Genomic DNA, 26,259 nt, shown 5'->3' with positions numbered 1-26,259 from the left:
AGGAACGCTAGTCGCGTTCGGGCGGGCCGTACGTCAGGGGCGGGCGCGCAGGCCGTTCACGAACGGGCAGCCGACGAGGGTGCGCAGCGCGCGGCTCAGGCCGGTGGCGTCGGAGACCGGCATCGAGAACGGCATCCACACGTCGCGGTCGCCGCCGACGGTCGCGGAATCGTCCTCGACGCGCAGGCGTAGCCCGTACCGGGTGATCGCCAGCGGGCGTACGTGACCGCGCCGCAGGTGCGGCGGCAGCTTGCGGGAGAGCAGGTCGATCAGGGCCCGGTGATCGGTGTCGAGATGCTGCAGCCAGGCCGTCTCGACTTCCCAGAACGGGTCCGGCTCGGCGGCGAGCAGGTCGTCGACCGACACCGGCTCGGCCCCGCTGGCGTCGGCGACGACGGCGGACGAGACCCGCAGGATCAGCAGCACCGTGGAGTGGCCGAGTTCCAGCAGTGCTCCGCTGGGGAACTCCGAGGCGACCTCGTCGGCGATCTCGCGGGTGTGCGACGCGCAGACGCGGTGCAGCGTGCCGCGCAGCCAGACCAGGGACCGGACCGGTTCGCGCAGTTCCAGTGGCGAGCGGTCGGTGACCTCGAGGACGGCGGGGAGGCCGCCGGTCACCCGGGTGATCATGTCGGCGGCCGAGCGATGCGGTACCGCGATGGCGACGTCGCCGTTCGACTGCAGGTGGTGCAGCGAGATGGGGGTGGGATCGGTGCCGTCGATCGCGAGGACGGCGTCCTGATTGACGGCACACGCGCTGCGGACCCGCTCTGCGGTGGACGGTGCGATGGTCGTCGCGGTCATGCTGCCCCCTCGGGTCGTCGTTAAGGTAAACCTAACCTAAGGGTATGAAGTGGTTCCCGCAACACTCGAGCGCGAATTTCCCGACTACGGTGAAGCGAGTGGCTACCCCTCCCGTCCCGCTCACCCTCGGTCTGCCGCCACGTGAGCCGCGTCCGCTGACCGCCGGATTGCTCGCCGTACCTGCGGCGATCGGTGCCGGGAGGGTGCGCGACGTACTGCCGGTGCTGTCTGCCACGGAGCTCGTCGGTGGTGGGGGTGGTGGTGTGGATGCGGGTCGCGTCATAGGGGTGGATGCGGGTCGCGTCGTAGGGGCCGATGCGGGTCGCGTCGTCGTCCGCCTGGACACCGATCCCGCTCGGCTGCGGGCCGCGCATCCCGCCCGCTACGAGGCGGTGCGATTCGACCTCGACTGCGAGGAAGCCGATCTGGCGGAAGCGCTCGCGGTGCGCGTGCCGGCGCCGCTCGCGGTGTTCGTCGGCGATGTCGCGCCGGCTGCCGCCGCCGAACGGATCGTTGCCGCGGGCCGCATCCCGGGGCTCCCGGCCGCGACGTCGCCCGCCGAGATCTCGGATTTCCTGTCCGTCCTCGCGCACAGCGACGTCGGCTACGTCGCCCGGGCCCGTGGGCCGCAGGACGTCCTCGCGTTGCTGTGCGGCACCGTCGCCGCGTTGCGCGGGGACGACACGCGGCAGGCGCTCGACTCGCCCGATCCCACCGTCCTGACCGCGTTGAGTCCCGAGGCCGGCGGTGCCGTGCGCGAGGTGCTGACCGGGGTCGAGGTACCGGATGCCGAACCCGTACTGGCGATGTTCGACGAGCTGGGACTCGGGGCGCCCTGAGTCGTCGATCGCACGCGATTGCACCGGCCGCGGGACCGGCGATGCGTAATCTCGTAGCGTGCCCCGCATCGCCTACTTCGGACCCTCCGGAACATTCACCGAGATGGCCCTCGCGCGCCTCGAGTCGCTCGGCATTCTCGCCGCCGGCGCTCCCGACACCGGCACGGGCGGTGTCGAGCGGGTCTCGTGTGCCAGCCCGCCTGCCGCGCTCGCCGAGGTGCGCGCCGGAACGGTGGAGGGCGCCGTGGTGCCGATCGAGAGTTCCGTCGAGGGAGGCGTCGTTCCGACACTCGATGCGCTCGCCGCGGGTGACCGGTTGCAGATCGTCGCCGAGACCGAACTGGACGTGAGCTTCTCCATCCTCGCGCGGGAGGGAATCACCGATCTCGGCCAGGTTCGGACGGTGCGCGCGTACCCGGTGGCCGGCGCGCAGGTGCGGCAGTGGCTCGAGGAGAACTGCCCTGCTGCCCGGATCGAGAATGCGTCGTCGAACGCGGGCGCCGCGGAAGACGTCGCCGCGGGCGCGGCCGATGCCGCCGTGTCGACGGCACTGGCCGGGCAGCTGTTCGGCCTGCACAGCCTCGCGGACGACGTCGCCGACGTCCGGGGAGCCCGAACCCGGTTCGTCCTGGTCACCCGCCCGGCCCCCGTGCCCGAGCGCACCGGCGGCGACCGCACGTCGGTGGTGCTCGAACCCCACAACACTCCGGGTTCGCTCGTCGCGGTGCTCTCTGAATTCGCTCTCCGCGGAATCGACCTGACCCGGATCGAGTCGCGACCCACCCGCACCGATTTCGGCACGTACCGCTTCTTCGTCGACTGCGTCGGGCACATCGACGATCCGCTGGTCGCCGAGGCGTTCCGGGCACTGCATCGCAAGTCGCGGGTGCGCTTCCTCGGTTCGTGGCCGGCGACGGCGCCGAGCGGACCGCCACCGGAATCGGACGACGACGCGCGGCGTTGGGTTGAGCAGATGAGGTCCGGAGGCGCAGAGTCGTGACAGCGGGGTGGTCACCGAGACCGTCGGTCGGGTCAGGGAACGGAAAGGCGGGATACGAGTCGTGAGTGGAAGGCTGATCCTGGTCCGGCACGGCCAGACCGAGGCGAACGTGGCGCGTCGCCTGGACACCCGGTTGCCGGGTGCCCGCCTCACCGAGGAGGGCCTCGAGCAGGCGCGGCGTCTGGGAGTGAGCCTGGCGGAGCGGGCATCGGCGGCCGCCCTCGTCTCGTCCCGGGCGCTGCGCGCCCGCCAGACGGCGCAGCCCGTCGAGACAGCGGCGGGCCTCGAGGCTCAGGTGCGGGAGGGGCTGCACGAGGCGCAGGCGGGCGATCTCGAGGATCGCAGCGACGAGGAATCGCACCAGCTGTTCATGAAGACCTATCACCTGTGGCACACGGGCGAACTGGGTGCGCGTGTTCCGGGCGGCGAATCGGCGCTCGACATCCTCGACCGTTTCGTCCCCGTCGTCGACTCGCTCCGGGAGGAGTACCTCGAGGACCCGGCGGCCTCCGGCGACGTGGTGGTGGTCAGCCACGGGGCCGCGATCCGGCTCGTGGCCGCCCGACTGGGCCGGGTGCCCGGACTGTTCGCGGCCAACAATCACCTCGCCAACACCGAGTCGATCGAGCTCGCCCCCGCCGCCGACGGCGGTTGGCAGTGCGTGCGATGGGGCCGCATCGGCCCGCCGTTCGAGCACCGGGTGATTCCGGGTGCCGACGATCCGATGGGCTGACGCACTGCGCGGCTCATCCTCCTGACGAGGTGCTTCGGCCGGTTCCTGCAGCGTCTCGACGAGGGTGATTCGCAGACTCTTCGGCTGTTCGGACGAACCCCCTGCCGCCCGGCCACCGGCCCACGTGCGCGCCCGGATGTACCGGTACCGCTTCTCCACCCGACGCGAACGCCGGGAGGCCGGCGCGTGGTGGGTCCGGTTCGAGCTGTGACGATGCCGGGTCGTGTGTGCCCCGTCACATCGACACGTAGAATCGGGCGAAACAGGCGCGGCAGAGCCTCCCCCCGTCCGAACGGAGAAGGGCATGCAGGGCACCGAGGGACCGAGGGGCCCCAGGCGGCTGGGCCCGGGTGAGGGTCCGCCCGAACTGACGCGGGGTCGCCGCCGGATCGTCGTGGTACTGGTGGCCCTCGTCGCGGCCCTGCTGATCGTGCCCCGCTTCGTCGCGGTGTACACCGACTGGTTGTGGTTCGGCGAAGTGGGCTTCCGCCAGGTGTGGGGCACCGTCCTCGTCACGCGACTACTGCTCTTCGTCGTGGTCACCGGACTCGTCGCCGGGCCGATCTTCCTCGCCGTGATGCTCGCCTACCGGGCGCGCCCGATCTTCGCCCCGCGGGCCTCGCAGGACGATCCCGTCGCGTCCGCCCGGACCACGGCGATGCGGCGCCCCAAGACGTATGCGGCCGGAGTCGCCCTGTTGCTGGGCATCCCGGTCGGTCTCGCCGCACAGGCCAACTGGACGATGGTCCATCTGTTCCTGCACGGTGGTTCCTTCGGTGCCACCGACGCCGAGTTCGGCCACGACATCGGGTTCTACGTCTTCGACCTGCCGTTCTACCGCTCCGTCCTCAACTGGCTGTTCCTCGCGGTCTTCTTCGCGTTCTGCGCGTCCCTCGCGACACACGCCCTCTTCGGTGGCGTCCGCCTGCCGGCCAACCTGGGGCGGTCCGGAGACCGCTCCCGCGAGCGCTCGTTCCCCTTCACCCGCGCCGCCGGCATCCAGCTCACCGCCATCGCGGGCACCTTCATCCTGCTCAAGGCAGTTGCCTACTGGCTGGACCGATATTCGCTGTTGTGGAGCGGTCGCAAGGAACCCACCTTCACCGGCGCCGGGTTCACCGACATCACCGCGGTGCTGCCCGCGCGCACCATCATGTTCGCCATCGCCGTGCTCTGTGCGCTCGCGTTCTTCGCCACCCTGATCGTCCGGGACCTGCGCCTGCCCGCGATGGCACTGTCACTGCTGGTGCTCTCGTCCGTACTGGTGGGCGGGGTGTGGCCGCTCACCGTCGAACAGTTCTCGGTACGGCCCAACGCCGCCGACCGGGAGAGCCCGTACATCGAACGCAACATCGAGGCGACGCGGCAGGCCTACCGGATCGGGGACGATCGCGTCCACACCGTGGACTATCCGGGCATCGGCACCCGGCCACCCCGCGAGGTGCCCGCGGACGCCACGACCCTTGCGAACGTGCGCATCCTCGATCCCACGGTGCTGTCGCGGACATTCACCCAGCAGCAGCAGCTCAAGAACTTCTACGGATTCACCCCGACCCTCGACGTCGATCGGTACGAGGTGAACGGCGAACTCCGTGACTACGTCGTCGCCGTCCGCGAGCTGTCACCGGGAAGCCTCAGCGGCAACCAGACTCAGTGGGTCAACCGCCATTCGGTGTACACCCACGGCAACGGATTCGTCGCGGCACCGGCGAACCGGGTGAACGCGGCCGTGCGGGACGCCACCGACGGCGGTGCGGGCAGTGACAGCGGGTATCCGATCTACGCGGTGAGCGACATCGCGTCCCAGGCCACCGGGCGGCAGTTGATCCCCGTCGAACAGCCGCGGGTCTACTACGGCGAGCTGATCGCCGGCGGTGAGGCCGACTACGCGATCGTCGGCGGGGAGCCGGGGGAGCCGCCGCGCGAGTACGACACGGACACCTCCCAGTACACCTACACGGGTTCGGGTGGCGTGCCGGTCGGGAACTGGCTGAACCGGCTCGCGTTCGCCGCCAGGTACACCGAACGCAACATCCTGTTCTCCGGCGTGATCGGCTCCGAATCGAAGATCATCTTCAACCGGGACCCCCGCCAACGGGTCGAGATGGTGGCGCCGTGGCTCACCACCGACGGCAACCCGTACCCGGCCGTCGTCGACGGGCGGATCGTGTGGATCGTCGACGGATACACGACCCTCGACCACTATCCGTACGCACAGCGGTCGGTGCTCACCGAACCGGCGGATCCCGTGGCGGGCACCCGCACCGCCGTGCGCGAGGTGTCCTACGTACGCAACTCCGTGAAGGCCACCGTCGACGCCTACGACGGGACGGTGACGCTGTACCAGAACGACACCGAGGATCCCGTCCTCGACGCGTGGATGAAGGCCTTCCCGGGAACCGTGCAACCGGAGGACACCGTGTCCGACGAACTGCGGGCGCACTTCCGTTATCCGGAGGACGTGTTCCGGGTCCAGCGGCAGCTGCTCGCCAAGTACCACGTCGACGACCCGCGGGAGTTCTTCACCAACAACGCGTTCTGGTCCGTTCCCAGCGACCCGACCGTCGAGGCCAATCCCACTCAGCCGCCGTACTACGTGCTCCTCGGCGACCGGGAGACGACGGAACCCTCGTTCCGGCTGGTGAGCGCGATGGTCGGCTTCAACCGCGAATTCCTGTCCGCCTACCTCTCGGTGGAGTCCGATCCGGAGAACTACGGGCGGATCGAGGCGCTGAGGCTGCCGACCGACACGCAGACGCAGGGTCCGCAGCAGACGCAGAATTCGATGATCTCCGACACCCGCGTCGCCTCCGAGCGGACCCTGCTCGAGCGGTCCAACCGGATCCACTACGGCAATCTGCTCACGCTGCCGATCTCCGACGGCGGCATCCTGTACGTCGAACCGCTGTACACCGAGCGACTGTCCGCGGCCACCAACGGCTCGACCTTCCCGCAGCTGTCCCGGATGCTCGTGAGCTATCGCGAGCCGGGAACCGGCGGCGTGCGGGTCGGCTACGCCCCGACTCTCGCCGAGGCGCTGGACCAGGTGTTCGGCGGGGGAACGGGACGGATGGCCACACCGCCCGGCGGAGACGCCGCGCCGCAGCGCGAGTTGCCGGCCGAGGCGATGGAGGAGGCGGCTCCGGACGCGGCGAGTCCCCAGGACGGGACGGAGGCTCCCACGGACGGGGTCGGCCCGCCCGTCCCCGCGGCACCGACCACCGAACTGGCCGCCGCAGCCCGTGAACTCGAAACGGCGATGGCGAGCGCCCGCGATGCACAGCACCGGGGCGACTTCACCGCATACGGAATCGCGCTCGACCGCCTGCAACGGGCGATCGACGCCTACCTCGATGCGGGCGGGTGAGAGAGCGGTCAGACCAGGCGGTCGACGAGCCCCTCGAGCGCCTGACGTAGCCGGGCAGGGGTACCGGGACTCAGCGAGGACCACGCGACACCGTGCGCGGACGTGCTCGACGTCCCGACGATGCGACCGAGTTCGGTGTCGAACACGGTGACCGGTCCGTCGAGAGGGTCGTACTTGCCGTCGCCGTAGACGATGCCGACGATCTCCGCGAACGTGCTGCACCCGACCATCGCGCGGGCCACCGCCGCGGCGTCGTCCGGCCCTGCGCCGAGCGTGCCGAGCCGGTTGGTGAGTGACTGGGGCGTAGCGGCCTCGTCGAACGCCTCGGACAGCTGGGCCGTGGGCGCGTTGATCGCTCCGAACTGCATGGGCGGCTGCGACCCGATCGCACCCGCCACTGCTCCGAGAGGATCCGCGCCCGGATCCTGGACGACCAGGGAATCGCCGGCCCGGAGCGTGAGCACCGAGTAGTCGTCGCCGCGCGACAGACACAGTCGGGAGACGACGCCGTCGACGTGCCAGCGCAGCGCGATCTCCCAACGGGGTCGGGCGACGACGCGGAGCCATTCGGCCAGTTCCGGTAGCGGCGTGCCGTACCGGGCGAGGCCACGGGAATCCAGCGATGCCGCCGCGGCCCGATGCGCGTCGTCGCGCTCGTCCACCGTGTCGAAACGGCCGAGGACGTCGAGGACGACCGGCAGCTGATCCAGATCGAGCTTGTCGACCAGATAGTTCGCCTCGTCGAGGGAGAGCGTCACCGCCGACATCGACGGCGCCCCGCCCGTGCCGAGATCAATTCCCGCAACGCGGGTGGGATCAATTCCCGCAACGCGGGTGGGATCGACCGTGCCGTACGTGGGTGCAGGGCCGTCGATCCCGGGCTCGGCCCGAGGCTGCTCCCGTGCCGGTGCGCTCTGTTCCTGCGTCGGCTCGGGTACGGGCGCTGCCGGGACGGTCTCGCGGCGGGTGGTGTGGACGGCGGGATGCCCCGTTCCCAGGTCGATCACCGCGAGCCCCGCTGGTCCGGCGTGCCGCCGATCACCGAGGGGATCACGGTGCGGCCGTCGGCGAAGTGCTCGAAGTTCTTCAGGTAGTCCGGGGTGTCGCGTTCGTCGCCGTCGTCCGAGGAGCCGTGGGCTCCCACGGGCCGCGCGGGCATCATGCTGCCGCCGGCCGCGGGACGGGTGCCTGCTGCATCGGTGCGCATCTCGCCGCCGAGCACCCCGGGGGCACCCCCGGCCGGTCCGCGAGCGCCCTGTGTGCCGTCGACCTTGCCCCAGCCCTCGGGCAGGGCCGCGCCGCCGATCGCACCGACAGCACCGACGCCGCCGCGATGGGACATGGCGGATGTCGATGCCGCGCCGTTTCCGGCGCCGCCGAGACCACCGAGCATGGGAGCGCCCGGCATCATCGACTGCGAGGACTGCGAGGCGCTGTACGCGGCGCCGCCGATGTTGCCGACCGCGGACGTCGCGGTCGAGGCCGCCGAGGTCGCGACGCTGCCCGCCTGGGACGCCGCGGTGGTGAGTGCCGGGTTCTGTCCTGCTGCGGCGAGCGCGGCGAGGCCGGCGCCGACGGGGTCGCGCTCCCAGTCACCGGCGTCGTCGAACTTGGAACTCTCCGCATCCGCGGAGGTGACGATCCTCGGCGGCTGACGGAACGAGCGCTTGAGTGCCAGCACGTTGGAAGCCGCCTCGTACGTCTCCATCACGATGCCCGCGCGGATGTCCATGGCACGATCTGCGGCCTCCGCCACGGCCGCGGTGCCGTTGAGTGCGCCACCGGTGCTGTACGCCGTGGTCTTCGCGGTCTTGACCGCGACGATCTCCGGGATGCTCGGCATCACGAGAGCCGCGGTCGTGTACGCGCCGGCCTGGAAACCGGCCTTCGCGGCGGTGTCCGCCGCGAGCTCGATGCACTCCGCCGTCCAGATCGTGAACGGGGTGATCTTGGCGATCGCGGCGACGGATGCGGTGCCCTGCCATCCGGCGGCCAGCTCGGCGGTGACCCGGAGCAACGTGGTGTGTGCGTCGGTGAAGGCCCCCGCCAACGCACCCCACGCCGCGGATGCCGTGCTCAGCGGCACCGGCCCCGCGCCGCTGATCAGCGTCGTCGAGTTGACGGTGGCTCCGCGCGGCAGCCAGATGACGCCGGTGAGTCCCAAAGTCATGATGCGTTCCCCCTGGTATTCGTGACCGACACGGTCACATGATCGACGAGATCGAGCCGCCGTGCGTCAGATCCTGGGCGACGTAGTTGGCGGCCTGTTGCTTGAGAGTAGCGGCGGTGGCCCGCAGTTCCGCGATGCCCTGCGCGATGGCGGGCGTGAAGGAATTGGCGACCGTGTGGAAGTAGCCGGTCGCGTGGAGCGAGACCTCTTCGCTCCCGGACGGCAACGGGCGCAGCGCGGGGCTCGCCCCGGCGACGGCCGTCTCCAGACGGGCCGCGAGTGTGTCCAGCTCGACGGCTGCTGCGATGAGAGCTTCGGGTGAGACCTGCAAGAGCGCCATGCGTCGGAACCCCTTCTGCACCTCGTACGGTGCGGTACGTCGTGCGTGCTGTACCTCGACGATGCGGAAGGTGTTCCCCCCGCGAAACGACCGGTGTCCCCCGGCCTCCACATCATTGGACGCCGGCGGTTGCTCGTCGGTTCCCCCCGATTCCGGATCACCCGGAAACCGTCATCCCCAGCCGAGCTCGTGTAGGCGATCTTCGTCTATCCCGAAGTAGTGCGCAACTTCGTGAATGACGGTGATCGCCACCTCTTCCACGACCTCCTCCTCGGATCCGCACATGTCGAGCAGTGCGTCGCGGTAGACGGTGATGGTATCCGGCAGCGATCCGCCGTAGTGACTGTCCCGCTCGGTGAGGGCGACCCCCTGGTAGAGCCCCAGAAGGTGGGGGTCGTCCTCGTTGCGTGCCTCCACCAGGACCACGACGTTGTCGATGGCCGACGCCAGAGCGGAGGGAATGAGATCGAGTGCCTCGCCGACCAACTCGTCGAAGCGGTCGGTCGTCATCGTGACTGCCATGTCAGTTCCCCGGTGCGGGGGCGCCGGGCAGCGGCGTGGGCAGCGAACGGCCCTCGGGCACGGGCGGCGGCGGGACCGGCGGCTGCCCGTTGATGAGGATGTCGCCGCGGGCTGTCCCGGTGACGGTGGCGAACCCGCCGGTGTCGAGTTCCTTGCCCACGGAGCAGTTCACCCGTCGGCTCCCGGCGAGCCAGCTCTCCACGTCGACGTTGTCCCAGAACAGGGTGAGCGTCTTGTCGCGCAGTGCGTCGGCCGACCCCAGGTACTCGTTGGACGCCTGCGTGCAGACCCCCTCGAGATAGCGGTCCTGATCCTCCACGGACGGGAGCGCGCCGGGGAACTGGGTGCTGAGGTCGACGACCGAGATGACCTCGTACGCGTGGGGTTCGGCGCAGTCCACCGGATCGCTCGGCACGTTCTGGTTGATGCCGATGCAGGTACCCGGCTCCCAGATGTTCGACTGGTCCTGGTCTGCGACGCGGCCGGTGAAGGGCAGCAGGGTGCCCGCCGTGCTCGAGTACTGCAGTCCGCAGCGCATCGCGCGGTCGCCCTCGCCCCACGCCGCCTCGCTCGGAAACATCAGGCCGATGCTGAACTTGCCGTACGGATCGAACCCGGAGCCCAGGTAGGAGTCGACGGCCGCGACGCAGTGCTCGTCGCGCAGGCTCGCGAAGCGGAGCGCCCCGGGATACCGGGCGCCGGGCCCGAATTCCGCTCCCGGGTAGTTCGCCAGGTCGAGCGGGGCGACGACCTCGAAACGGTGCTCGCTGCCGCACTCGACGATCGCCACGTCCTGGCGGTCCTGCTGTGGATCGTCCGAGGGGGTCCAGTTCAGGCAGTCACCCGCCTCGGCCTGGGCGAACGCGCTGTCACCGGTCGCGGCGGATCGCTGCCCGTTGTCGCTGGGGCGCAGGTTCTCGCCGCTGTTGAAGCCGCCGGCGATGGCGATGGTCGCGACGGCGGCGACCACGGCACCTACCGCGACGGCGATCAGTGCACGACGAGTGGTGGTCGCCGACATGGTGCGGGGCGGCTTGGCGGCGGCGCGGCGCGACCGCTTCTCGGGCTGCTCTTCGGACATCGACTCCATCATGCCTGTTCACTTCGCGATCCACGACAGTCGGCGCGGGTCGCGGCCCGAACCGGCATCCGGGGACCGCCCCGGCGCGTACCTTCGGAACCTGTGAGCGACACACCCGAGCAGGCCGGCGCCGAACCGGTCGACCCGAAGATCCAGGAACTGGCCGGACGCGTGTTCGACGCCGCCCGTGCCGGTGACGCCGCCACCCTCGTCACCTATGTCGACGCCGGCGTGCCGGTCGACCTGACCAACGAGAAGGGCGACACGCTCGTCATGCTCGCCGCGTACCACGGGCATCCGACCGCGGTGGCTGCGCTGGTCGAGCGCGGCGCCGACGTGGACCGCCTCAACGACCGCGGGCAGTCGCCGCTGGCGGGCGCCCTGTTCAAGGGGGAGGACGACGTGGTCCGGGTGCTGGTCGCCGCCGGCGCCGACCCGGACGCCGGGCATCCCACGCCGGTGGACACGGCCCGGATGTTCGGTCGGGAGGATCTGCTCGAGCTGCTCGAGTCCCGGTCGGACTGAGCCGGGATCGTCGGCCGAGTAGGGTTTGACATCGTGATTGACCTGAAGTTCCTTCGTGAGAATCCCGAGGCCGTCCGGCAGTCCCAGCGCACCCGTGGTGAGGATCCGGCGCTGGTCGACGCCCTGCTCGCGGCCGATTCCTCCCGCCGAGCCGCGGTGCTGGCGGGGGACAATCTGCGCGCCGAGCAGAAGGCTTTCGGCAAGAAGGTCGGGCAGGCGTCCCCGGAGGAGCGGCCCGCGTTGCTCGAGGGATCCAAGGAGCTCGCCGCCAAGGTCAAGGAAGCCGAGGCCGCGCAGCACGAGGCACAGGCGGCGCTGGACGAGGCGCACCGGGCGATCTCCAACGTCGTCCAGGAAGGCGCACCCGCCGGCGGCGAGGACGACTTCGTCACGCTCGAGACCGTCGGCACCGTGCCGGAGTTCGACTTCACCCCGAAGGATCACCTCGAGCTGGGTGAGTCGCTCGGGCTGATCGACATGGAGCGCGGAGCCAAGGTCTCCGGCGCCCGCTTCTACTTCCTCACCGGCTACGGCGCGCTGTTGCAGCTCGGCATGTTGCAGTTGGCTGCGCAGAAGGCGGTCGCCAACGGCTTCACCATGATGATCCCGCCGGTGCTGGTGCGGCCGGAGATCATGGCGGGAACGGGATTCCTCGGGTCGCACGCGGACGAGGTGTATCACCTCGCGGACGACGACCTGTACCTCGTGGGGACGTCGGAGGTGCCGCTCGCCGGCTACCACTCGGGCGAGATCCTCGATCTCGGCAAGGGTGCGAAACGCTACGCCGGGTGGTCGTCGTGTTTCCGCCGGGAAGCCGGCAGTTACGGCAAGGACACCCGCGGCATCATCCGGGTGCACCAGTTCGACAAGGTCGAGATGTTCACCTACTGCAGGCCCGAGGACGCCGACGCCGAGCATCAGCGTCTGCTGACCTGGGAGCGTGACATGCTCGCCGCGATCGACGTCCCGTACCGGGTCATCGACGTGGCCGGTGGCGATCTCGGATCGTCCGCGGCGCGCAAGTTCGACTGTGAGGCGTGGATTCCCACGCAGCAGGCGTATCGCGAGCTGACGTCGACGTCGAACTGCACCACGTACCAGGCGCGCAGGCTCGCGGTCCGCTACCGGGACGAGAGCGGCAAGCCGCAGATCGCGGCGACCCTCAACGGGACATTGGCGACGACGCGCTGGCTGGTCGCCATCCTCGAGAACCATCAGCAGGCGGACGGCACCGTGCGCGTGCCGGAGGCGCTGGTGCCGTTCGTCGGGACCGAGGTCCTCACGCCCCCCGAGTAATCTGCCTGCGCAGTGTGCCGCCGGGATCCCCGGCGGAGTCCCTGCTCGGCGCGGTCCGCCCGGCCCGGACGCGTTCTCCATCCCCGGTGTGCTGGGGAAAATTGTCCGCTTCCTCGGGAATTTCGGTAAGGCAACCCTTGCGCCCACGTTCGAATGATGTAACCCTTACCTAATCTGCTGAGTTGGTGAGGAGTCCGGTCCGATGTTCGTGTGTATCTGCAAGGCGATAACCGAGGCAGAGGTTCACGAGCACCTGGACGACGGTGCCGACACGGCAGACGCCATCGGAGAACGCTGTGGAGCTGGATGGGGGTGTGGAACCTGCGTCGATCGCCTCAACGAGTTGTTGGTGCAACGCTCGGCCGTCGGCCGTACTGCCGCCTGAGGGCCGCATGATCGCCCGACGAACAATCACCTGACGGCAACGAACGCCGGACGGTGGACACAGTCTGACAACCGAATACGTCGATCTGCTGCGAGGGCACATCGACAGTGTTACGGTCGCTCCAAGCGGGCGATCGGAGGTTTGTCATGCGTGGCGACGATGAGGTCATAGCTCTACTCAACGAACAGCTCACCAGTGAGCTGACAGCGATCAATCAGTACTTCCTGCACTCGAAGATGCAGGCGGACTGGGGTCTGACGAAGGTCGCGGAGAAGACGCGGGCGGAGTCCATCGAGGAGATGCAGCATGCGGAGGTCCTCACGGACCGCATCCTGTTCCTCGAGGCCCTCCCCAACTATCAGAAGCTGCTCCCACTGCGCATCGGGCAGAACCTGCGCGAGCAGTTCCACTCCGATCTCGCCATCGAGATCGAGGTCGTCGAGCGGCTCCGGCCCGGCATCAAGATGTGCCGCGAGAAGGGCGACATCACGTCGGCCAAACTTCTCGAGGAGATCCTCAAGGACGAGGAGCATCACATCGACTACCTCGAGACCCAGATCGCTCTCATGGACACTCTGGGCGAGCAGCTCTACCTCGCCCAGACGGTGGACACTCCACCGACCGTCGGATAGCTGTCCTCGCCGCGACGTCGGGTGCTCGGATCGAGGCCCCCGGCGTCGCTGCGGTGTCCGGCGTCGTCGCTGGTCGAGGCGCCCGACGTGTCGTGACAATCCCGGTGGCCCGTTCCATACTGGAGCGGTGAGATACCCCGCCGCCCAACCTTGACGCCGTTCGGTCCGCGCGACAGCGACCATTGCGGTCGCCTACTTCTCCACCCGTGAGCTGATTCCGCTCTACGGGGTGTATGCCCTGCTCTTCGAGGACTACGGGCTGAGCACGGCGCAGATCTCCTCCCTCTTCGTGATCTGGTCGGTGACCTCGTTCGTCTCCGAGATCCCGTCCGGCGCCTGGGCGGACACCGTGTCCCGTCGCGGGCTCCTGGGCGGCAGCGCCGTCCTGTATTCCGCCGGTTTCGCGGTGTGGATGCTCGCCCCCTCGTACGCGGGATTCGCGGTGGGCTTCGTGCTGTGGGGGGTGAGCGGATCGCTGCAGTCGGGCACGTTCGAGGCTCTGCTGTACGACGAGTTGACGGCACGGGGCGGTTCCGACCGCTACGCCGCGATCATGGGCTACGCGAACTCGGGCTCGCAGGTCTGTGTGTTGGTGGCGACGCTGGCAGCCGCGCCGTTGTTCGCGCTCGGCGGCTATCCGCTGGTGGGATGGATCAGCGTCGCGATCACCGTCGGCAACGGCCTGCTCGTCGCCGCCCTCCCGTCGGCTCCGCGCCGGGCCGAGACGTCGGAGTTCGGTCCCGCGCACGGCGTCCTGTCCCGGTACACCCGGATGCTGCGCGAGGGCGCGGGCGAGGTGTTCGGCGATCGACTGGTGCGCCGGGCCGTCGTTCTCACCGCGCTGCTCACGGGATTCCTGGCTTACGACGAGTACTTCACCCTCGTCGCTCGTGACGGTGGTGCGGAGACGTCCGAGGTGCCGGTGCTCGTGGCGATCACGGTCGTCGGTCAGGTCGTCGGTACCGCCCTGGCCGGCCGTACCGCCCGGATGCGTGGGGCGACCATGGCCGTCGCGGTCACGGTGGGCGCGGCGGCGCTCGGAGCGGGCGCGCTGCTCGGCGGAGTGTGGGGGTTCGCCGCTCTCGGCGCCGGGTACGGCATCGTCGCCAACGCGATGATCGTGTCGGAGGCGCGGCTGCAGGACTCGATCCGCGGATCCGCTCGTGCCACGGTGACGTCGGCCGCGGGGTTCCTCAGTGAGGTCTCCGCGGTCGTGATCTATGCCCTCTTCGCGCTCGGGTCGACGTGGTACTCGACCGCCGTGCTGGTGGCCGCCCTGTCGGTGCCGCTGCTGGGAACGGCCCTGCTGTCCCGCCGATGGCTCCCCACCCTCCCGGGGTGAAGGGACCATTCGACTCGTCTGATCGGCCGAAGGCCACCTTCACCCAGGGAGGTGGGCGGGTGGGTGGGGAGGGTGGGAACAGGCCCGGGTCAGAGCTTGCGGGTCCGCAGTTCGTGGCCCTTCGACGTCTTGCACCGTCCGGAGTCGAGGTCCCACTGCCAGCCGTGCAGGTTGCAGGTGAGGTTGGTGCCCTCGACGACACCGAACTTGCCGAGGTCTGCCTTCAGGTGCGGGCAGCGGCGCTGGATCTCGTATCCGCCCAGTTCGATCGACGCACTGTCGTCGTGGGCCTCGGAGAACCAGCCGTCCGCATAGGCGATCCGCTCGTCGGTGAGGCACTTGAAGAACGTGTACAGGAACTCGTTGTAGCCGCCGATGCGCCACGCCTCGAAACGGGTCGACAGGAAGATGGTGTTGACCCAGTCCGGCTCGTCGTCCCGGAGCACCGTGCGCACCAGTTCGGGCGCGATGCGGAAGCCGTAGCGGTACTTGCCTTCCCCCTCCTTCGGCTCGCGCACGATCCGGTTCGGGAAGTCGAGGACGACGGTCTCGTCGCCCATGACCAGTCCGACGGGATAGCCGATGCCGTCGCAGATCAGGTCCGACTGACGCATGATCGGCTCGAACTTCGCGCGGATCCCGTCGATCAGCGGTTCCCCCTCGGCCGGGGCCCACGACGCCTTCTCGGCGGCGAGCACGGGCGCCATCCGCTGCGCCATGTCCTCGATGTACGCGGCCTTGTCGGTGAAGATCCGTTCCACCTCGGTGTCCGGGACCGGGTGGGTCAGCGTCATCGACTCGCTGCCCCGCACGTCCACCACCGAGCCCGGGATCATCAGCAATCCGCCGTCGTTGCCGTGGATGCGCATCTGTTCGAGGAACACGATCTGGTCGGGGAAGATGTTGCCCTCGTCGCCGTGGTCGTCGTTGAGGTAGCGCAACTGCTCGTCGAGGAACACCGGCGGCCCTGCCGACGGCACCACCCAGGTGGCGCCGACCTGGTCGATGTAGCTGCGGCAGCGGTCCATGCCGCGCTGACGCTTCTGCTTCCCGAAGTTGGCCTTCGTCTTCTTCGGGATGTCGTACACCATCGGGTACCAGATCGCGCCCGAGTACTGGAGCAGGTGCACGTCGATGTGCCCGAACTCCTTCAGGACGTCCATGTCGACGGGGCGGGCGTCGTTCATGTTGAAGACGGTCGATTCCCCGTCGGAGACGACCAGGCCGGAGTCGCCGATCGGGCCGTCGGCGGGCGCGCGCAGGGCGATGATCATCACGTCGAGTTCGCCGGGCGCGGGCGGAGTCGCCGGGGCGACGGTCATCTCACCGCCGCTGATGCGGTGTTTCACCGAGTCCTGGGTGGCGAAGAACTTCGTGAAACCGAGGGCCCGCAGCTCCCGCTCCAGATCCGGTACGGGGTAGTCCGGCAGCAGCACGGTCGCGTTCTTGTCGACGTGCGCGGCGAGGTTCTCCGGATCGAAGTGGTCCTTGTGCAGGTGCGAGACGTAGAGGTAGTCGCAGGCGCCGAGGGTGTCCCAGTCCAGCTGGGTGTTGTCCGGGAACGGGAACCAGGAACCGAAGTAGGCGGGATTGACCCACGGATCGCACAGGATGGACCCTGCCTCGGTCTGAATGTGGAACCCGGCGTGTCCTACGCTGGTGACCTGCACTTTTCGCCTCCTGAGCCTGCACTGCAACGTATCCAGGGTAGGCCGGGTGCACGGGTGCCGGTCCGCAGGCCTGCCGTGTCAGTCCTCGACCTCGCCGAGGCAGTAGCCGTCCGGTCCGACCGCGAGCAGAATCTGCCTGGTCAACTCGTCGCCGTCGACGGTGACCGGTGCGGTGACCGTCACATATCCGCTCGCGAGCCGGGTTGCCCGCAGCCGGTCCGGAGCGAAGTCGGAGACGTCGTCCAGGGCGGACGCGTCGAGCTTGAGTGGGGGTTGCCCGCCGGCCCCGGTGCCGCGCGGATCCCACGGGCTGTTTCCCGGGCAGATCAGGGGATACGCGGCCTCGCGATCGGCCCGGTCCACCGGGTCGCCCACCGCGCGGGCCAGGAACCGCCGCGCCGCGTACTCGGCGTCGTCGAGGGTGTAGTAGTCGACGGTGCCCTCCGGATGGACGTGTGGGCACGCGTAGCCGGAGGCGATCTCGCTGCGTTTCGCCGACACCCGGGTGGTGCCGTCGGTCCAACTCACCGCGTACTGACCGTCCATCCCCGGGCGGGCGACGACCGCGGCCACGGACTCGGGATCGGCGTACATCGTGCGGACCAGCGACGGTGCCAGCGTCCAGCAGGTCTCGATCATCGACTCGATGTCGGTGCTCACGAGGTCGTCGGCCCAGGCCTGCAACGCCGCCGCGGCGGCGGGATTTCCCGGTACCTCACCGACGTCGACGGGCGCGGCGCGGCGCGTCGTCGTGGGTGGGGTCGTCGAGGGCCTGGTCGTGGTGGGCTCGGTCGTGGTGGTCTCCTCGGTGGCGGGCGGATCGGTGGGTATGCCCGACTGTCCGTCGCCCTCACATCCGGCGACCAGCAGCGCCAGCGCCGCCGCCACACTCACCACGCCGATTCGGTCTGTCGCCGTCCTCGACTTCCTCCGCACCTGACTGCCTCCGCAGGTTCCGCGTGCCTCGCCTCCCGAGCGCACGACGTCCATGTCCCGGGCCACGCTAGCGCAGACACACTGTGTGTGACCCGGCGTGACGTCATCCGTGTCGAAGGGCGACCGAAGTGCGCATTCCCGACTAGTGTTGCGGACTGTGGAACCCGTCTACCGCACCATCATCGGCATCGCCCGCACCGTCTTCGCAGTCCAGGGCCTGAAATTCACGGTCACGGGGGACGAGCACGTTCCCGCGACCGGTGGCGCGGTGATCGCCGTCAACCACACCGGCTACATGGACTTCACCTACGCGGGCCTTCCGGTCCGTTCGGTCAAGCGGTACGTCCGCTTCATGGCCAAGAAGGAAGTGTTCGACAACAAGATCTCCGGGCCGATCATGCGTTCGCTCAAGCACATCCCGGTGGACCGGACCGCAGGCGCGGAGTCGTACCGGGCCGCCGTCGAGGATCTCCGCAAGGGCGAGCTCGTCGGCGTGTATCCCGAGGCGACGATCAGCCGCAGCTTCGAGATCAAGGGGTTCAAGTCGGGTGCGGCCCGGATGGCGATCGAGGCCGGGGTGCCGATCGTCCCGGTGGTGATCTGGGGTGCCCAGCGGGTGTGGACCAAGGGCCACCCGAAACGGCTCGGCCGCACCAACACGCCGATCTCGATCGCGGTCGGCGAGCCGATCGCGCCGTTCGAGCCCGCGGAGGAGCTGACCGCGAAGCTCCGCACGACGATGCAGGAACTGCTCGCCGGGCTGCAGGAGAACTACGAGCACCCGGCCGGCGAGTACTGGGTGCCGGCGCGGCTGGGCGGTAGCGCACCCACCCTCGAGGAGGCCGACAAGCTGGACGCCGAGGAGGCAGAGGCGAGGGCGCGACGTAAGAGCACCGGCGAGGGCTGACATGGCCGTCGAGCCCGTCTACACGTTCACGGAATACCTGGCACGCGGGATTTCCGCGGCGCAGGGGCTGCGCGTGACACGGACCGGGCTCGACCGCATTCCCCGCAGCGGCGGGGCCGTCGTCGCCGTCAATCACACCGCCTATCTCGACTTCGTCCCGCTGGGTGTGGCCGTGGGCGATTCCGGGCGCCGGCTGCGGATCATGGCGAAAGCCGAACTGGCCCGGAACCCGGTGCTGCGTTTCCTCATGCGCGGATGCGGAGTCATTCCGGTGGATCGCACCGAAGGGGCCGATTCGTATGCCCGCGCCGTCGACGCGCTGCGCGCCGGGGAACTGGTCGGTGTGTACCCCGAGGCGACGATCAGCCGCAGCTTCGAGATCAAGGGGTTCAAGTCCGGCGCCGCCCGGATGGCACTCGAGGCGCAGGTGCCGGTGATCCCCGTGATCGTGTGGGGTGCGCATCGGGTGGCGACGAAGGGACAGCCCCGCAGCCTGGGACGGCACCGGTTCCCGGTGCGAGTCGCCGTCGGTGAGCCGCTCCCGCCGCGAGGGTCGCCGGACGCGTTGACCGCGACGCTGCGGGAGCGGATGCAGCAGATGCTCGCGGACGTCCAGGAGGACTTCGACCACCCCGCGGGCGCCTGGTGGGTGCCGCGGCGCCTCGGCGGCAGCGCGCCGACTCTCGAGGAGGCGACCGCGTTGGACGAGGCGGAGGCCCGCGAGCGGCGGGAGAAGCGGGAGCGGCGGGACAACCGGGAGGGGTGAGGAGTCGGGCACACGTCACCCGTCCCGGGTGCAGGGCACAATGGGCGAGTGAACATCGATCGCCCCAGTCTTGTCGCGTCCGACGTGGACGGCACGCTCATCGACCACGAGGAGCGGGTCAGCGCGCGCACGCGTGAGGCGGTGTCGTCGGTGATCGCGTCGGGTACCCCGTTCGTACTGGCGACGGGCCGGCCACCCCGGTGGATCCATCCCGTCGTCGAGGGGCTGCGCTATGCGCCGCTCGCGGTGTGCGCGAACGGCGCGGTCATCTACGACAGTGCGTCCGACCGGGTGCTGAGCGCCACCACTCTCGACGTGGACGTCCTCGCGTGGCTGGCCGAGTTGGCGACGGATCTGCTTCCCGGCGCCGGTCTGGCTGCCGAGCGGGTGGGTGCGAGTGCGCACGACGCGGCCACCGCACAGTTCGTCAGTTCTCCCGGGTACGAGCACGCGTGGCTCAATCCCGACAACACCGAGATGTCCGACGAGGAGGTCATCGCGACGCCCGCGGTGAAGCTGCTCGTCCGATTGCCGGGAGCCACCAGCCAGTCCATGGTCGACGCGTTGGCCCCGCACGTGGCGGGCAAGGCCGATCTCACGTACTCGACGAACAACGGGCTGGTCGAGCTGGCTGCTCCGGGTGTCACGAAGGCGACCGGGCTGGTTACCGTCGCGGAACTGCTCGGCGTCCCCTCCACGGGGATCGCGGCGTTCGGTGACATGCCGAACGACATTCCCATGCTCACGTTCGCCGGTCACGGCGTCGCGGTGGACAACGCTCATCCGCACACCAAGGCGGCGGCCGACGAGATCACCGCCAGCCATGCCGAGGACGGGGTCGCGAAAGTACTCGAGCGGTGGTGGTCCTAGGACCACCACCGCTCGAGTCGGGGGTACGGGGTCAGCCGACCGGCGCCACCTCGGGTGCCGGTTCGGGCGCGGGTGCCGGCTCCACCGGTGCCGCGGCGGGGTTCTCCGCCATCTGCTCGGCGTAGGTGTCGTTGTAGGCCTTGAGGATCTTCGTGACGGCGCCGGTGATCTCGTTGAAGATCAGCGAGCCCTGTTCGAAGTCCGTCCGCATACCGCCGGGGATCGGGTACTCGTCACTGGTCGGGAGTCCCAGTTCGCCGCCGTCGGCACCGAGCGAGCTCCACGTCCGGAAGATCTCGCCGAGCACCGTCCAGACACCGCCGTTCGGTGAGGTGTAGATCGCGCCGTTGACGAACTGCGCTCCGGTGAACCCGGCCTTCGCCGGCAGGAGCCCGGTCAGTGCCGCACCGAGACGGCCGGTGTCGCCGCCCTCGGCGACCCACTTCTGGGCGACCGGGGAACTGTCGGTCAGGCGGAGGATCTCGCCGACGAGTGCCGGGAGGTTCTCGCCGGGCGTGACGCTGGCATCCGAGCGGGGGACCGCCGGGTTGCTCGCACCGGGATTCGCGGCTTCCGGTCCCGACGCGAGGATCGACGAGCCGGACGTGTTCGCCGCGGCGATCTGGCGGATCTGGTTCATCTGGGCGTAGGCGCCGTCACCGGGGCAACTGGTGTTGCCGACGTCGCGGTGCGCGAAGATGATCGGCAGGTCCACGGCCGCTCCCTGCGGGTACGGCGTGAACTCGGTGCCCTCGGAGTACATCGTGGTGGTGCCGAGCGGGTCGAGTCCCGCCTGGGCGAGCCGCCAGCCGAGGAACTTGCCCACCGAGTCGATGGCCGCCTGCGGGGCTCCCTGCGAGGAGAAGTCGCCCATCATGGCGATGCCCGTCGTGTTCTCGTTGAATCCGCCGGCGTGGGCGCCCTGGACGGGGCGGTCCAGACCGCCGGCGCGGCCCTCGAAGATCTGGCCGTACTTGTCGACGAGCACGTTGTATCCGACGTCGCACCAGCCGAGAGTCTGTGCGTGGTAGGCGTAGATCGCGCGGACGATGCCTGCGGACTCGGCCTTGGTGTAGTCGTTGCTGCCGGCCGTGTGGTGCACGGTCGCTCCGCCGATGAAGTCGTCGTACGTGGGTGATCCGCACCGGATCGATTCGTCGGCGCCCCACTGGGACCGGGTGATCACATTCGGGCCGGTGGATCCGGAGATCGGGGTGGCGATGTCCGACAGGGTGCCGTCGGCAGGGCCGGTGCCGGGGTCGATCAGGATCGCGGTGACGTCCTCGGCGCCGGTGAGCGCCGGCTGGGCGCGCAGCGGACGTTGGGACGAGGCGGGGACGTAGCCGAGCGACTCCTCCGGTGCCGGTGCCGCCTCGGGTGCGGGCTCGGGTGCCGGTTCCGCCGCCGGCTCGGGTGCGGTGACCTCGGTGCCCGGCAGTTCGATCGTCTGGTCCGCCGACACGGTCGGGGTCATGACCTGGACGGCCTTGGTGAGACCGACGAACACGGGATCCGTCGCGGTCCGGCCGTCGGGGAGCGTGCCGTCGGGACGGTCGCCGTCGATCGCGTCGACCGAGAACCAGGGCCCCCAGGACCCGTCCTCGTTCTGTGCCCGCACCTTCGACAGCGCCGAGGAGACGGTGTCGGAGGTCAGGGCGATCATGCTGAACGGGGTGTCGCGGGTCAGTTCCTTCACGACGGCGCCGGCAGCCTCGGCCTCGGCTTGTCCGGCTTCGTGACCGGGGACCTGCTGTTCGGGAGCCGCCTCCTCGAGGGGAGCGGCGGTGTCGACGGGGAGCGGGCCGAGCGGGATCCGCAGGTCGGACACCGAGAGCCCGCCGGGAAGCTCGAGGTCGGACGGAATGGTGATCGACGAGGGCAGGGGGATCGACGAGGGCAGGGGAATGCTCCGCAGGATTCCGAGGTTCACGTCCGGCAGGTCCAGCCCGGTCAGTTCCTTGACCGGGATGACGATATCGGGGACCTGGGACAACGCGACTTGCGCGATCTCGGTGGAGACCTCGCCACCGGACGTCTGGTTCGTCGACTGGATGTCGGAATCGGACGAGCCGGCGATGCCGTAGGCGGCAAGGGGACCTGCAACAGCCACGGCGGCTACGGCCCCGAGGATCATCGAGGGCTTCGGTCGACGGTGTGGCAAGAGAATCTCTCCTCGGTCGTGGGTGCTCCCCGGCAGAAACCTCCAGGAAGCGTGTGACGCGTGTGACTCGTGTGACGGTTGTTGCCATCTCTGAGCACTCTTGCCACACTAGCCACAGCAGAGCATAACGCTCAACCTTAGATTGAGACTTTATAGGCTTCGAAACGGTCACGGTTGTCCCAAGCGCGGGCAAACCCGGCCACCGGTAGTCGAGCGAGGAAGTGCACATGGCCAGGACACCGATCTTCAGGAAGCCCTCGGGGCCGGTACTCGTGCGTGGTCCTCGCGGCCGCACCGGGTGGCGGCGACTGGCGCAGCGCGGCGTGATCGTCGGGATCGCGCCCGCCCTCGTCGCCGGCGTGACCGCCGTCGGAGTGGTCTCGTTGCGTCAGACCGGCCCGGCGGTGGAGAGCGTCGTCGCGTCCGACACCCCCTTCACCATCTCCGGGCGCGGCCACGGGCACGGCCGGGGAATGGGCCAGTGGGGTGCTTACGGGTACGCCAGGGATCACGGATGGGGCGCCGAGCGCATCCTCGCCCACTACTACGGCGGAACCACCCTCGGCGCCCTCGCCGACGGCCAGATCAGTGTGCGGCTCACCGCATTCGACGACCAGTCGCTCTCCGTCCACTCCGACGTCGGTGCGTCCGTCGCGGGCAAGCCCGTCGGTCCCGGCGAGGCGGTGCACCTGACTCCGACGTCCGACGGCGGCGCAGGCGTGGTGGTGACGCGGGGCTGCGGCGGTGAGGTGCTCTGGCAGGACGCCACCGATCATCCCTGGGTGGATCCGGTGGACCTCGCACCCGACCGTCCGGTCGAGGAGCATCTGAGGACCTGCACCGGGGACGTCGCCTACCGCGGTTCACTCGGTGTGGCGCTCGACGGGGATGCGCCTCGGGTGGTGAACGTCCTCGACATGGACGACTATCTCCTCGGTGTCGTGCCCGCGGAGTCGAGGGCCGAGTGGGCCGATCAGGGTGGCGCCGAGGCGCTTCGCGCCCAGGCGGTGGCTGCCCGCTCGTACGCGGCCGCCGAAGATCGCAGCGAGTACGCCCGCACGTGCGACACCCAGAGCTGCCAGGTGTACGGGGGCTCCGCCAAGGAGGATCCGCGTACCACCGAGGCGGTGCGGTCCACCGCGGGGATGGTGCTGGTCCAGGGCGGCAAGCCCGTGGCCACCGAGTTCTCGGCCTCCACGGGAGGTTTCAGCGCCGGTGGGGTGTTCCCGGCGGTCGAGGATCTCGGCGACTCCATCTCTCCGCACCACCTGTGGACCCAGACCGTGACCGCGGGGGACATCGCACGGGCGTTCGGGGTGGGCGAACTCCACTCGGTGGACGTCCTCGCGCGCAACAACTTCGGTGTCGACGGCGGCCGGGTCACGACGCTGAAGGTGACCGGGTCGGACGGCGTCGCCGAGGTCACCGGCACCGAGGCGAGGTCGAGGCTGAAGCTGAAGTCGGACTGGTTCACGGTGACGGAGGGGATCGTGCCCGGTCCGGACCCGGCGCCCGCCGAGACCGAAACGGTCACGCCGGGAACCGAACCCGAACGGGAGGTCGCCGAGCAGGTGTCGGAATCCCTCATCGACCGGCGGTACCGGGAACTCGGTGGACGCGGCGGTGCGCTCGGCTCGCCCATCGGCCCGGAGCTGATGCTGCCCGACGAGTCCGGCAAGTTCCGGCTCTACACCGGGGGCACGATCATCTGGACCGAACGACTCGGTGTCCAGGTGGTGGATGCGAGCATCCTGCGTGAATGGCTGCCCGGGACGGCCAGCTCCCGCTGAGCGCGCAGCTCACCCGTCGAGGGTCGTGAGCATGCCGTCCACCGATCGCGCCCAGCCGAACTGCTCCGCGCGCCGACGAGCGTGACCGGAGCGCAGGCCACGCGGGACGGCGAGCATCGCATGGGTGGCCCGCGCGAAGCCGGCGCCGGCGTCCTGGGCCAGTGCTCCGCAGTCGGTGGTGAGGATCTCGCCCAGCGCGGACGAGCGTGAGGCGACGACGGGCGTTCCGGCGGCGAGGGATTCGAGTGCCGACAGGCAGAACGTCTCGTGCGGGCCGGGGGCCAGCGTGACGTCCGCGGTGGCGAAGAGCGCGGCCAGCCGCGCCCGGTCGTCGACGTATCCGGTGAAGGTGACGGGGAGATCCCGCGCACGTCGGCGCAACGTGTCCAGGCGGGGGCCGTCCCCGGCGACGACGAGCCGGGCATCGACGCCGCGGTCCCGCAGATCCCGCAGTGCGTCGATGCTCCGATCGGCGCGCTTCTCCGGGGACAGGCGGCCGCAGTGCAACAGCAGCGGCTGCTCCGGGCGAGCGTAGATCCGGCGCAGGGTGTCGTCGCGGTGATCGGGGTGGAATGCGGCGAGATCGACCCCGAGGGGCACGCGCACCAGATTGGGCGCACCGATCCGGTCGAACTCCGTGGCCGCGAACGCCGTGGTGCAGACGACGGCGTCGAACTGCTCTGCCATCCGGCGATTCGCCAGATCGGCGAGCGCGCGGGCGGCACGGGACGGGGTGAGGATGCCGAGCAACCGGTCCAGTCGTTCGTGCGAGACGACGACGCTGCGGATCCCGCGGCGGCTCGCCCACCTGCCGAATCCGCGCAACGTGATCCGGTCGGACACCTCGAGCACGTCCGGTCGGAGGCCGGCGACGACATCCTCGACCGAACGGGGCGCGACGAGCCGGTAGCCGCCGGTTCCCGGAATCTGCGGCGCGGTCCGGGTGATGCGCAGGACGCCGCCCGGCATGACCTTCTCGTCGGCGCGCGGCCCGGGCACGATCACCGTCACCTCGTGCCCGCGCGCGACGTAGCCGCGTCCCCACTGGTCGATGGCCGTCCGAAGCCCACCGGACCGGGGTCCGTAGAAGTTCGCCAGCTGAACGATGCGCATCTCCCCTTGGTCGCCCGCCGGAGCGTCGCCACGGCCAACCGATCCCGGCGCGGGCGTGAACGTCGCGAGAACATTCCTCGCGCCCTGCCCGCGCCGCCGACGCTCGACCGCCGCCGACGTGACGTTTGACATTGACGCGACGTCAACTTGCATCCTGGACGTGTGGGTACGACGAGACAGGAATGGTCGATCGCCGCACTGGCGAGGGCAGCCGGGACGACGAGCAGGACACTGCGGCACTACGACGACGTCGGCCTGTTGCCGCCGAGTCGTGTCGGCGCCAACGGCTACCGCTACTACGACGCCGACGCCCTGATGCGGTTGCAGCGAATCCTGCTGCTGCGGGAACTCGGTCTCGGGTTGCCGGCGATCCGCGACGTACTCGGCGGCCAGACCGACGCCATCGCGGCCCTGTCCACCCACCTCGAGCTCCTCGAACAGGAGCAGGTGCGCCTGAGCCGTCGGATCGCGTCGGTGCGCACCACCATTCGCAAGACGAGAGAAGGTGAACCGCTGATGGCGGAAGAAGTGTTCGACGGGTTCGACCACACCCGGTACGAGAGCGAGGTGGTCGAACGCTGGGGTGCCGAGGCCTACGAGAGCGGCGACCGGTGGTGGCGCGGTCTCGGCGACGCTGAGCGGCGTACCTGGAAACAGCAGGTGGAGGAGCTGAATGCGGAGTGGGCCGCGGCGGCACGTTCCGGGGTGGCGCCGGACGGCGCCGAGGCCACGGAGCTGGCCCGGCGGCACGTCGCGTGGCTCCGGTCGGTCCCGGGTACGCCCGGCCACGACGGGGCGCCGGTGACGGAATACCTCCTCGGGCTGGCCGAGATGTACGTCGCCGACGACAGGTTCGCCGCCAACTACGGGGGAACCGAGGGTGCGTCGTTCGTCCGGGATGCGCTCACCGCGTATGCGAGCACCCACCTCTGACCGGGACGATGTCACACCGGTTCGTTCAGATCGAACCGGTGTGACATCGGGCCGCGGGCAGCCGGAGCAGCGGTACC

General features: G+C 69.7%; 25 protein-coding genes. 15 read left to right on the top strand and 10 right to left on the bottom strand.

Features of this window, described 5'->3' with window-relative positions:
* Positions 1-33 precede the first annotated feature (33 nt).
* Positions 34-804, bottom strand: coding sequence for a DUF2470 domain-containing protein (locus G4H71_RS09290; protein ID WP_072737474.1), 771 nt, complete (start codon positions 802-804; stop codon positions 34-36).
* A 98-nt stretch (positions 805-902) separates the two neighbouring features.
* On the opposite strand from G4H71_RS09290, the gene G4H71_RS09285 reads away from it, so the two are divergent.
* The 5 genes from G4H71_RS09285 to G4H71_RS09265 all read left to right on the top strand — a co-directional run bounded on the left by G4H71_RS09285 (position 903) and on the right by G4H71_RS09265 (position 6,743).
* Positions 903-1,643: a hypothetical protein gene (locus G4H71_RS09285; protein WP_072737473.1), complete on the top strand. Its 741-nt coding sequence runs from the start codon at positions 903-905 to the stop codon at positions 1,641-1,643.
* Positions 1,644-1,701: 58 nt separating this feature from the next.
* Positions 1,702-2,643, top strand: coding sequence for a prephenate dehydratase (gene pheA / locus G4H71_RS09280; RefSeq protein ID WP_072737472.1), 942 nt, complete (start codon positions 1,702-1,704; stop codon positions 2,641-2,643).
* A gap of 61 nt (positions 2,644-2,704) precedes the next feature.
* On the top strand, positions 2,705-3,376 hold the full coding sequence (locus G4H71_RS09275) for a histidine phosphatase family protein (RefSeq protein ID WP_072737577.1): 672 nt from the start codon (positions 2,705-2,707) through the stop codon (positions 3,374-3,376).
* Positions 3,377-3,440: 64 nt separating this feature from the next.
* Complete coding sequence (locus tag G4H71_RS09270; protein WP_139183230.1) at positions 3,441-3,587, top strand: lipase maturation factor family protein; 147 nt, start codon at positions 3,441-3,443, stop codon at positions 3,585-3,587.
* Between the two features lie 93 nt (positions 3,588-3,680).
* Positions 3,681-6,743 carry a UPF0182 family protein gene (locus G4H71_RS09265; RefSeq protein ID WP_083343031.1) on the top strand — a complete coding sequence of 1,021 codons (3,063 nt, stop codon included), beginning with the start codon at positions 3,681-3,683 and terminating at the stop codon, positions 6,741-6,743.
* An 8-nt stretch (positions 6,744-6,751) separates the two neighbouring features.
* On the opposite strand, the gene G4H71_RS09260 is transcribed toward G4H71_RS09265, so the two are convergent.
* The 5 genes from G4H71_RS09260 to G4H71_RS09240 all read right to left on the bottom strand — a co-directional run bounded on the left by G4H71_RS09260 (position 6,752) and on the right by G4H71_RS09240 (position 10,865).
* Positions 6,752-7,750 (bottom strand): ESX secretion-associated protein EspG, encoded by a 999-nt coding sequence (locus G4H71_RS09260; protein ID WP_246442334.1) that lies wholly within the window; start codon positions 7,748-7,750, stop codon positions 6,752-6,754.
* The gene (locus tag G4H71_RS09255) at positions 7,747-8,913 is read right to left on the bottom strand and encodes a PPE family protein (RefSeq protein ID WP_072737471.1); all 1,167 of its coding nucleotides are present in this window, start codon (positions 8,911-8,913) and stop codon (positions 7,747-7,749) included. The genes G4H71_RS09260 and G4H71_RS09255 overlap by 4 nt, the downstream gene beginning before the upstream one ends.
* 34 nt (positions 8,914-8,947) lie before the next feature.
* Entirely contained in the window at positions 8,948-9,253 is a 306-nt protein-coding gene (locus tag G4H71_RS09250; RefSeq protein ID WP_072737574.1) for a PE family protein, read from the bottom strand.
* Positions 9,254-9,424: 171 nt separating this feature from the next.
* Positions 9,425-9,775, bottom strand: coding sequence for a metallopeptidase family protein (locus G4H71_RS09245; RefSeq protein WP_072737470.1), 351 nt, complete (start codon positions 9,773-9,775; stop codon positions 9,425-9,427).
* A 1-nt stretch (position 9,776) separates the two neighbouring features.
* On the bottom strand, positions 9,777-10,865 hold the full coding sequence (locus G4H71_RS09240; protein WP_169847140.1) for a septum formation family protein: 1,089 nt from the start codon (positions 10,863-10,865) through the stop codon (positions 9,777-9,779).
* A gap of 93 nt (positions 10,866-10,958) precedes the next feature.
* Between G4H71_RS09240 and G4H71_RS09235 the strand changes: the two genes are divergently transcribed.
* The 5 genes from G4H71_RS09235 to G4H71_RS09215 all read left to right on the top strand — a co-directional run bounded on the left by G4H71_RS09235 (position 10,959) and on the right by G4H71_RS09215 (position 15,036).
* Complete coding sequence (locus G4H71_RS09235; RefSeq protein WP_072737469.1) at positions 10,959-11,381, top strand: ankyrin repeat domain-containing protein; 423 nt, start codon at positions 10,959-10,961, stop codon at positions 11,379-11,381.
* 33 nt (positions 11,382-11,414) lie between these two features.
* Positions 11,415-12,677 (top strand): serine--tRNA ligase, encoded by a 1,263-nt coding sequence (gene serS / locus G4H71_RS09230; RefSeq protein ID WP_072737468.1) that lies wholly within the window; start codon positions 11,415-11,417, stop codon positions 12,675-12,677.
* 202 nt (positions 12,678-12,879) lie between these two features.
* Complete coding sequence (locus G4H71_RS09225; protein WP_072737467.1) at positions 12,880-13,062, top strand: (2Fe-2S)-binding protein; 183 nt, start codon at positions 12,880-12,882, stop codon at positions 13,060-13,062.
* 146 nt (positions 13,063-13,208) lie between these two features.
* Positions 13,209-13,694, top strand: coding sequence for a bacterioferritin (gene bfr / locus G4H71_RS09220; protein WP_072737466.1), 486 nt, complete (start codon positions 13,209-13,211; stop codon positions 13,692-13,694).
* Positions 13,695-13,923: 229 nt separating this feature from the next.
* A complete protein-coding gene (locus G4H71_RS09215) occupies positions 13,924-15,036 on the top strand; it encodes an MFS transporter (protein WP_246442341.1) in 1,113 nt (370 codons plus the stop codon).
* 89 nt (positions 15,037-15,125) lie between these two features.
* Here G4H71_RS09215 and G4H71_RS09210 read toward each other — a convergent pair whose 3' ends face one another.
* Complete coding sequence (locus G4H71_RS09210; RefSeq protein ID WP_072737464.1) at positions 15,126-16,706, bottom strand: MBL fold metallo-hydrolase; 1,581 nt, start codon at positions 16,704-16,706, stop codon at positions 15,126-15,128.
* A gap of 78 nt (positions 16,707-16,784) precedes the next feature.
* Positions 16,785-17,600, bottom strand: coding sequence for a hypothetical protein (locus G4H71_RS09205; RefSeq protein ID WP_371842171.1), 816 nt, complete (start codon positions 17,598-17,600; stop codon positions 16,785-16,787).
* A gap of 199 nt (positions 17,601-17,799) precedes the next feature.
* Here G4H71_RS09205 and G4H71_RS09200 point away from each other — a divergent pair, with 199 nt between their 5' ends.
* Genes G4H71_RS09200 through G4H71_RS09190 form a run of 3 tightly spaced genes read left to right on the top strand, consistent with a single transcriptional unit; the run spans position 17,800 to position 20,185 of the window.
* Positions 17,800-18,549 carry a lysophospholipid acyltransferase family protein gene (locus tag G4H71_RS09200; RefSeq protein ID WP_072737462.1) on the top strand — a complete coding sequence of 250 codons (750 nt, stop codon included), beginning with the start codon at positions 17,800-17,802 and terminating at the stop codon, positions 18,547-18,549.
* 1 nt (position 18,550) lies between these two features.
* Complete coding sequence (locus G4H71_RS09195; RefSeq protein WP_072737461.1) at positions 18,551-19,315, top strand: lysophospholipid acyltransferase family protein; 765 nt, start codon at positions 18,551-18,553, stop codon at positions 19,313-19,315.
* A gap of 48 nt (positions 19,316-19,363) precedes the next feature.
* Positions 19,364-20,185 carry a Cof-type HAD-IIB family hydrolase gene (locus tag G4H71_RS09190; protein WP_072737460.1) on the top strand — a complete coding sequence of 274 codons (822 nt, stop codon included), beginning with the start codon at positions 19,364-19,366 and terminating at the stop codon, positions 20,183-20,185.
* A gap of 31 nt (positions 20,186-20,216) precedes the next feature.
* Here G4H71_RS09190 and G4H71_RS09185 read toward each other — a convergent pair whose 3' ends face one another.
* Positions 20,217-22,346: an N-acetylmuramoyl-L-alanine amidase gene (locus G4H71_RS09185; protein WP_072737459.1), complete on the bottom strand. Its 2,130-nt coding sequence runs from the start codon at positions 22,344-22,346 to the stop codon at positions 20,217-20,219.
* Between the two features lie 227 nt (positions 22,347-22,573).
* On the opposite strand from G4H71_RS09185, the gene G4H71_RS09180 reads away from it, so the two are divergent.
* The gene (locus tag G4H71_RS09180; RefSeq protein WP_072737458.1) at positions 22,574-24,136 is read left to right on the top strand and encodes a SpoIID/LytB domain-containing protein; all 1,563 of its coding nucleotides are present in this window, start codon (positions 22,574-22,576) and stop codon (positions 24,134-24,136) included.
* 9 nt (positions 24,137-24,145) lie between these two features.
* On the opposite strand, the gene G4H71_RS09175 is transcribed toward G4H71_RS09180, so the two are convergent.
* The gene (locus G4H71_RS09175; protein ID WP_072737457.1) at positions 24,146-25,249 is read right to left on the bottom strand and encodes a glycosyltransferase; all 1,104 of its coding nucleotides are present in this window, start codon (positions 25,247-25,249) and stop codon (positions 24,146-24,148) included.
* A 162-nt stretch (positions 25,250-25,411) separates the two neighbouring features.
* Between G4H71_RS09175 and G4H71_RS09170 the strand changes: the two genes are divergently transcribed.
* Positions 25,412-26,182: a MerR family transcriptional regulator gene (locus tag G4H71_RS09170; protein WP_072737456.1), complete on the top strand. Its 771-nt coding sequence runs from the start codon at positions 25,412-25,414 to the stop codon at positions 26,180-26,182.
* Positions 26,183-26,259 lie beyond the last annotated feature (77 nt).

The sequence above is a fragment of the Rhodococcus triatomae genome (genome assembly GCF_014217785.1).
In the GTDB taxonomy this organism is placed as follows: domain Bacteria; phylum Actinomycetota; class Actinomycetes; order Mycobacteriales; family Mycobacteriaceae; genus Rhodococcus_F; species Rhodococcus_F triatomae.
The sequence above is the reverse complement of the archived record's forward strand: the minus strand, read 5'-3'. Positions and strand labels throughout refer to the sequence as shown.

Excerpts from the sequence above, each read along its gene's own strand:
- G4H71_RS09290 (WP_072737474.1), bottom strand. The coding sequence starts at position 804 with ATGACCGCGACGACCATCGCACCGTCCACCGCAGAGCGGGTCCGCAGC.
- G4H71_RS09265 (WP_083343031.1), top strand. The coding sequence starts at position 3,681 with ATGCAGGGCACCGAGGGACCGAGGGGCCCCAGGCGGCTGGGCCCGGGT.
- G4H71_RS09255 (WP_072737471.1), bottom strand. The coding sequence starts at position 8,913 with ATGACTTTGGGACTCACCGGCGTCATCTGGCTGCCGCGCGGAGCCACC.
- G4H71_RS09250 (WP_072737574.1), bottom strand. The coding sequence starts at position 9,253 with ATGGCGCTCTTGCAGGTCTCACCCGAAGCTCTCATCGCAGCAGCCGTC.
- G4H71_RS09245 (WP_072737470.1), bottom strand. The coding sequence starts at position 9,775 with ATGGCAGTCACGATGACGACCGACCGCTTCGACGAGTTGGTCGGCGAG.
- G4H71_RS09240 (WP_169847140.1), bottom strand. The coding sequence starts at position 10,865 with ATGGAGTCGATGTCCGAAGAGCAGCCCGAGAAGCGGTCGCGCCGCGCC.
- G4H71_RS09225 (WP_072737467.1), top strand. The coding sequence starts at position 12,880 with ATGTTCGTGTGTATCTGCAAGGCGATAACCGAGGCAGAGGTTCACGAG.
- bfr (WP_072737466.1), top strand. The coding sequence starts at position 13,209 with ATGCGTGGCGACGATGAGGTCATAGCTCTACTCAACGAACAGCTCACC.
- G4H71_RS09195 (WP_072737461.1), top strand. The coding sequence starts at position 18,551 with ATGGCCGTCGAGCCCGTCTACACGTTCACGGAATACCTGGCACGCGGG.
- G4H71_RS09180 (WP_072737458.1), top strand. The coding sequence starts at position 22,574 with ATGGCCAGGACACCGATCTTCAGGAAGCCCTCGGGGCCGGTACTCGTG.
- G4H71_RS09175 (WP_072737457.1), bottom strand. The coding sequence starts at position 25,249 with ATGCGCATCGTTCAGCTGGCGAACTTCTACGGACCCCGGTCCGGTGGG.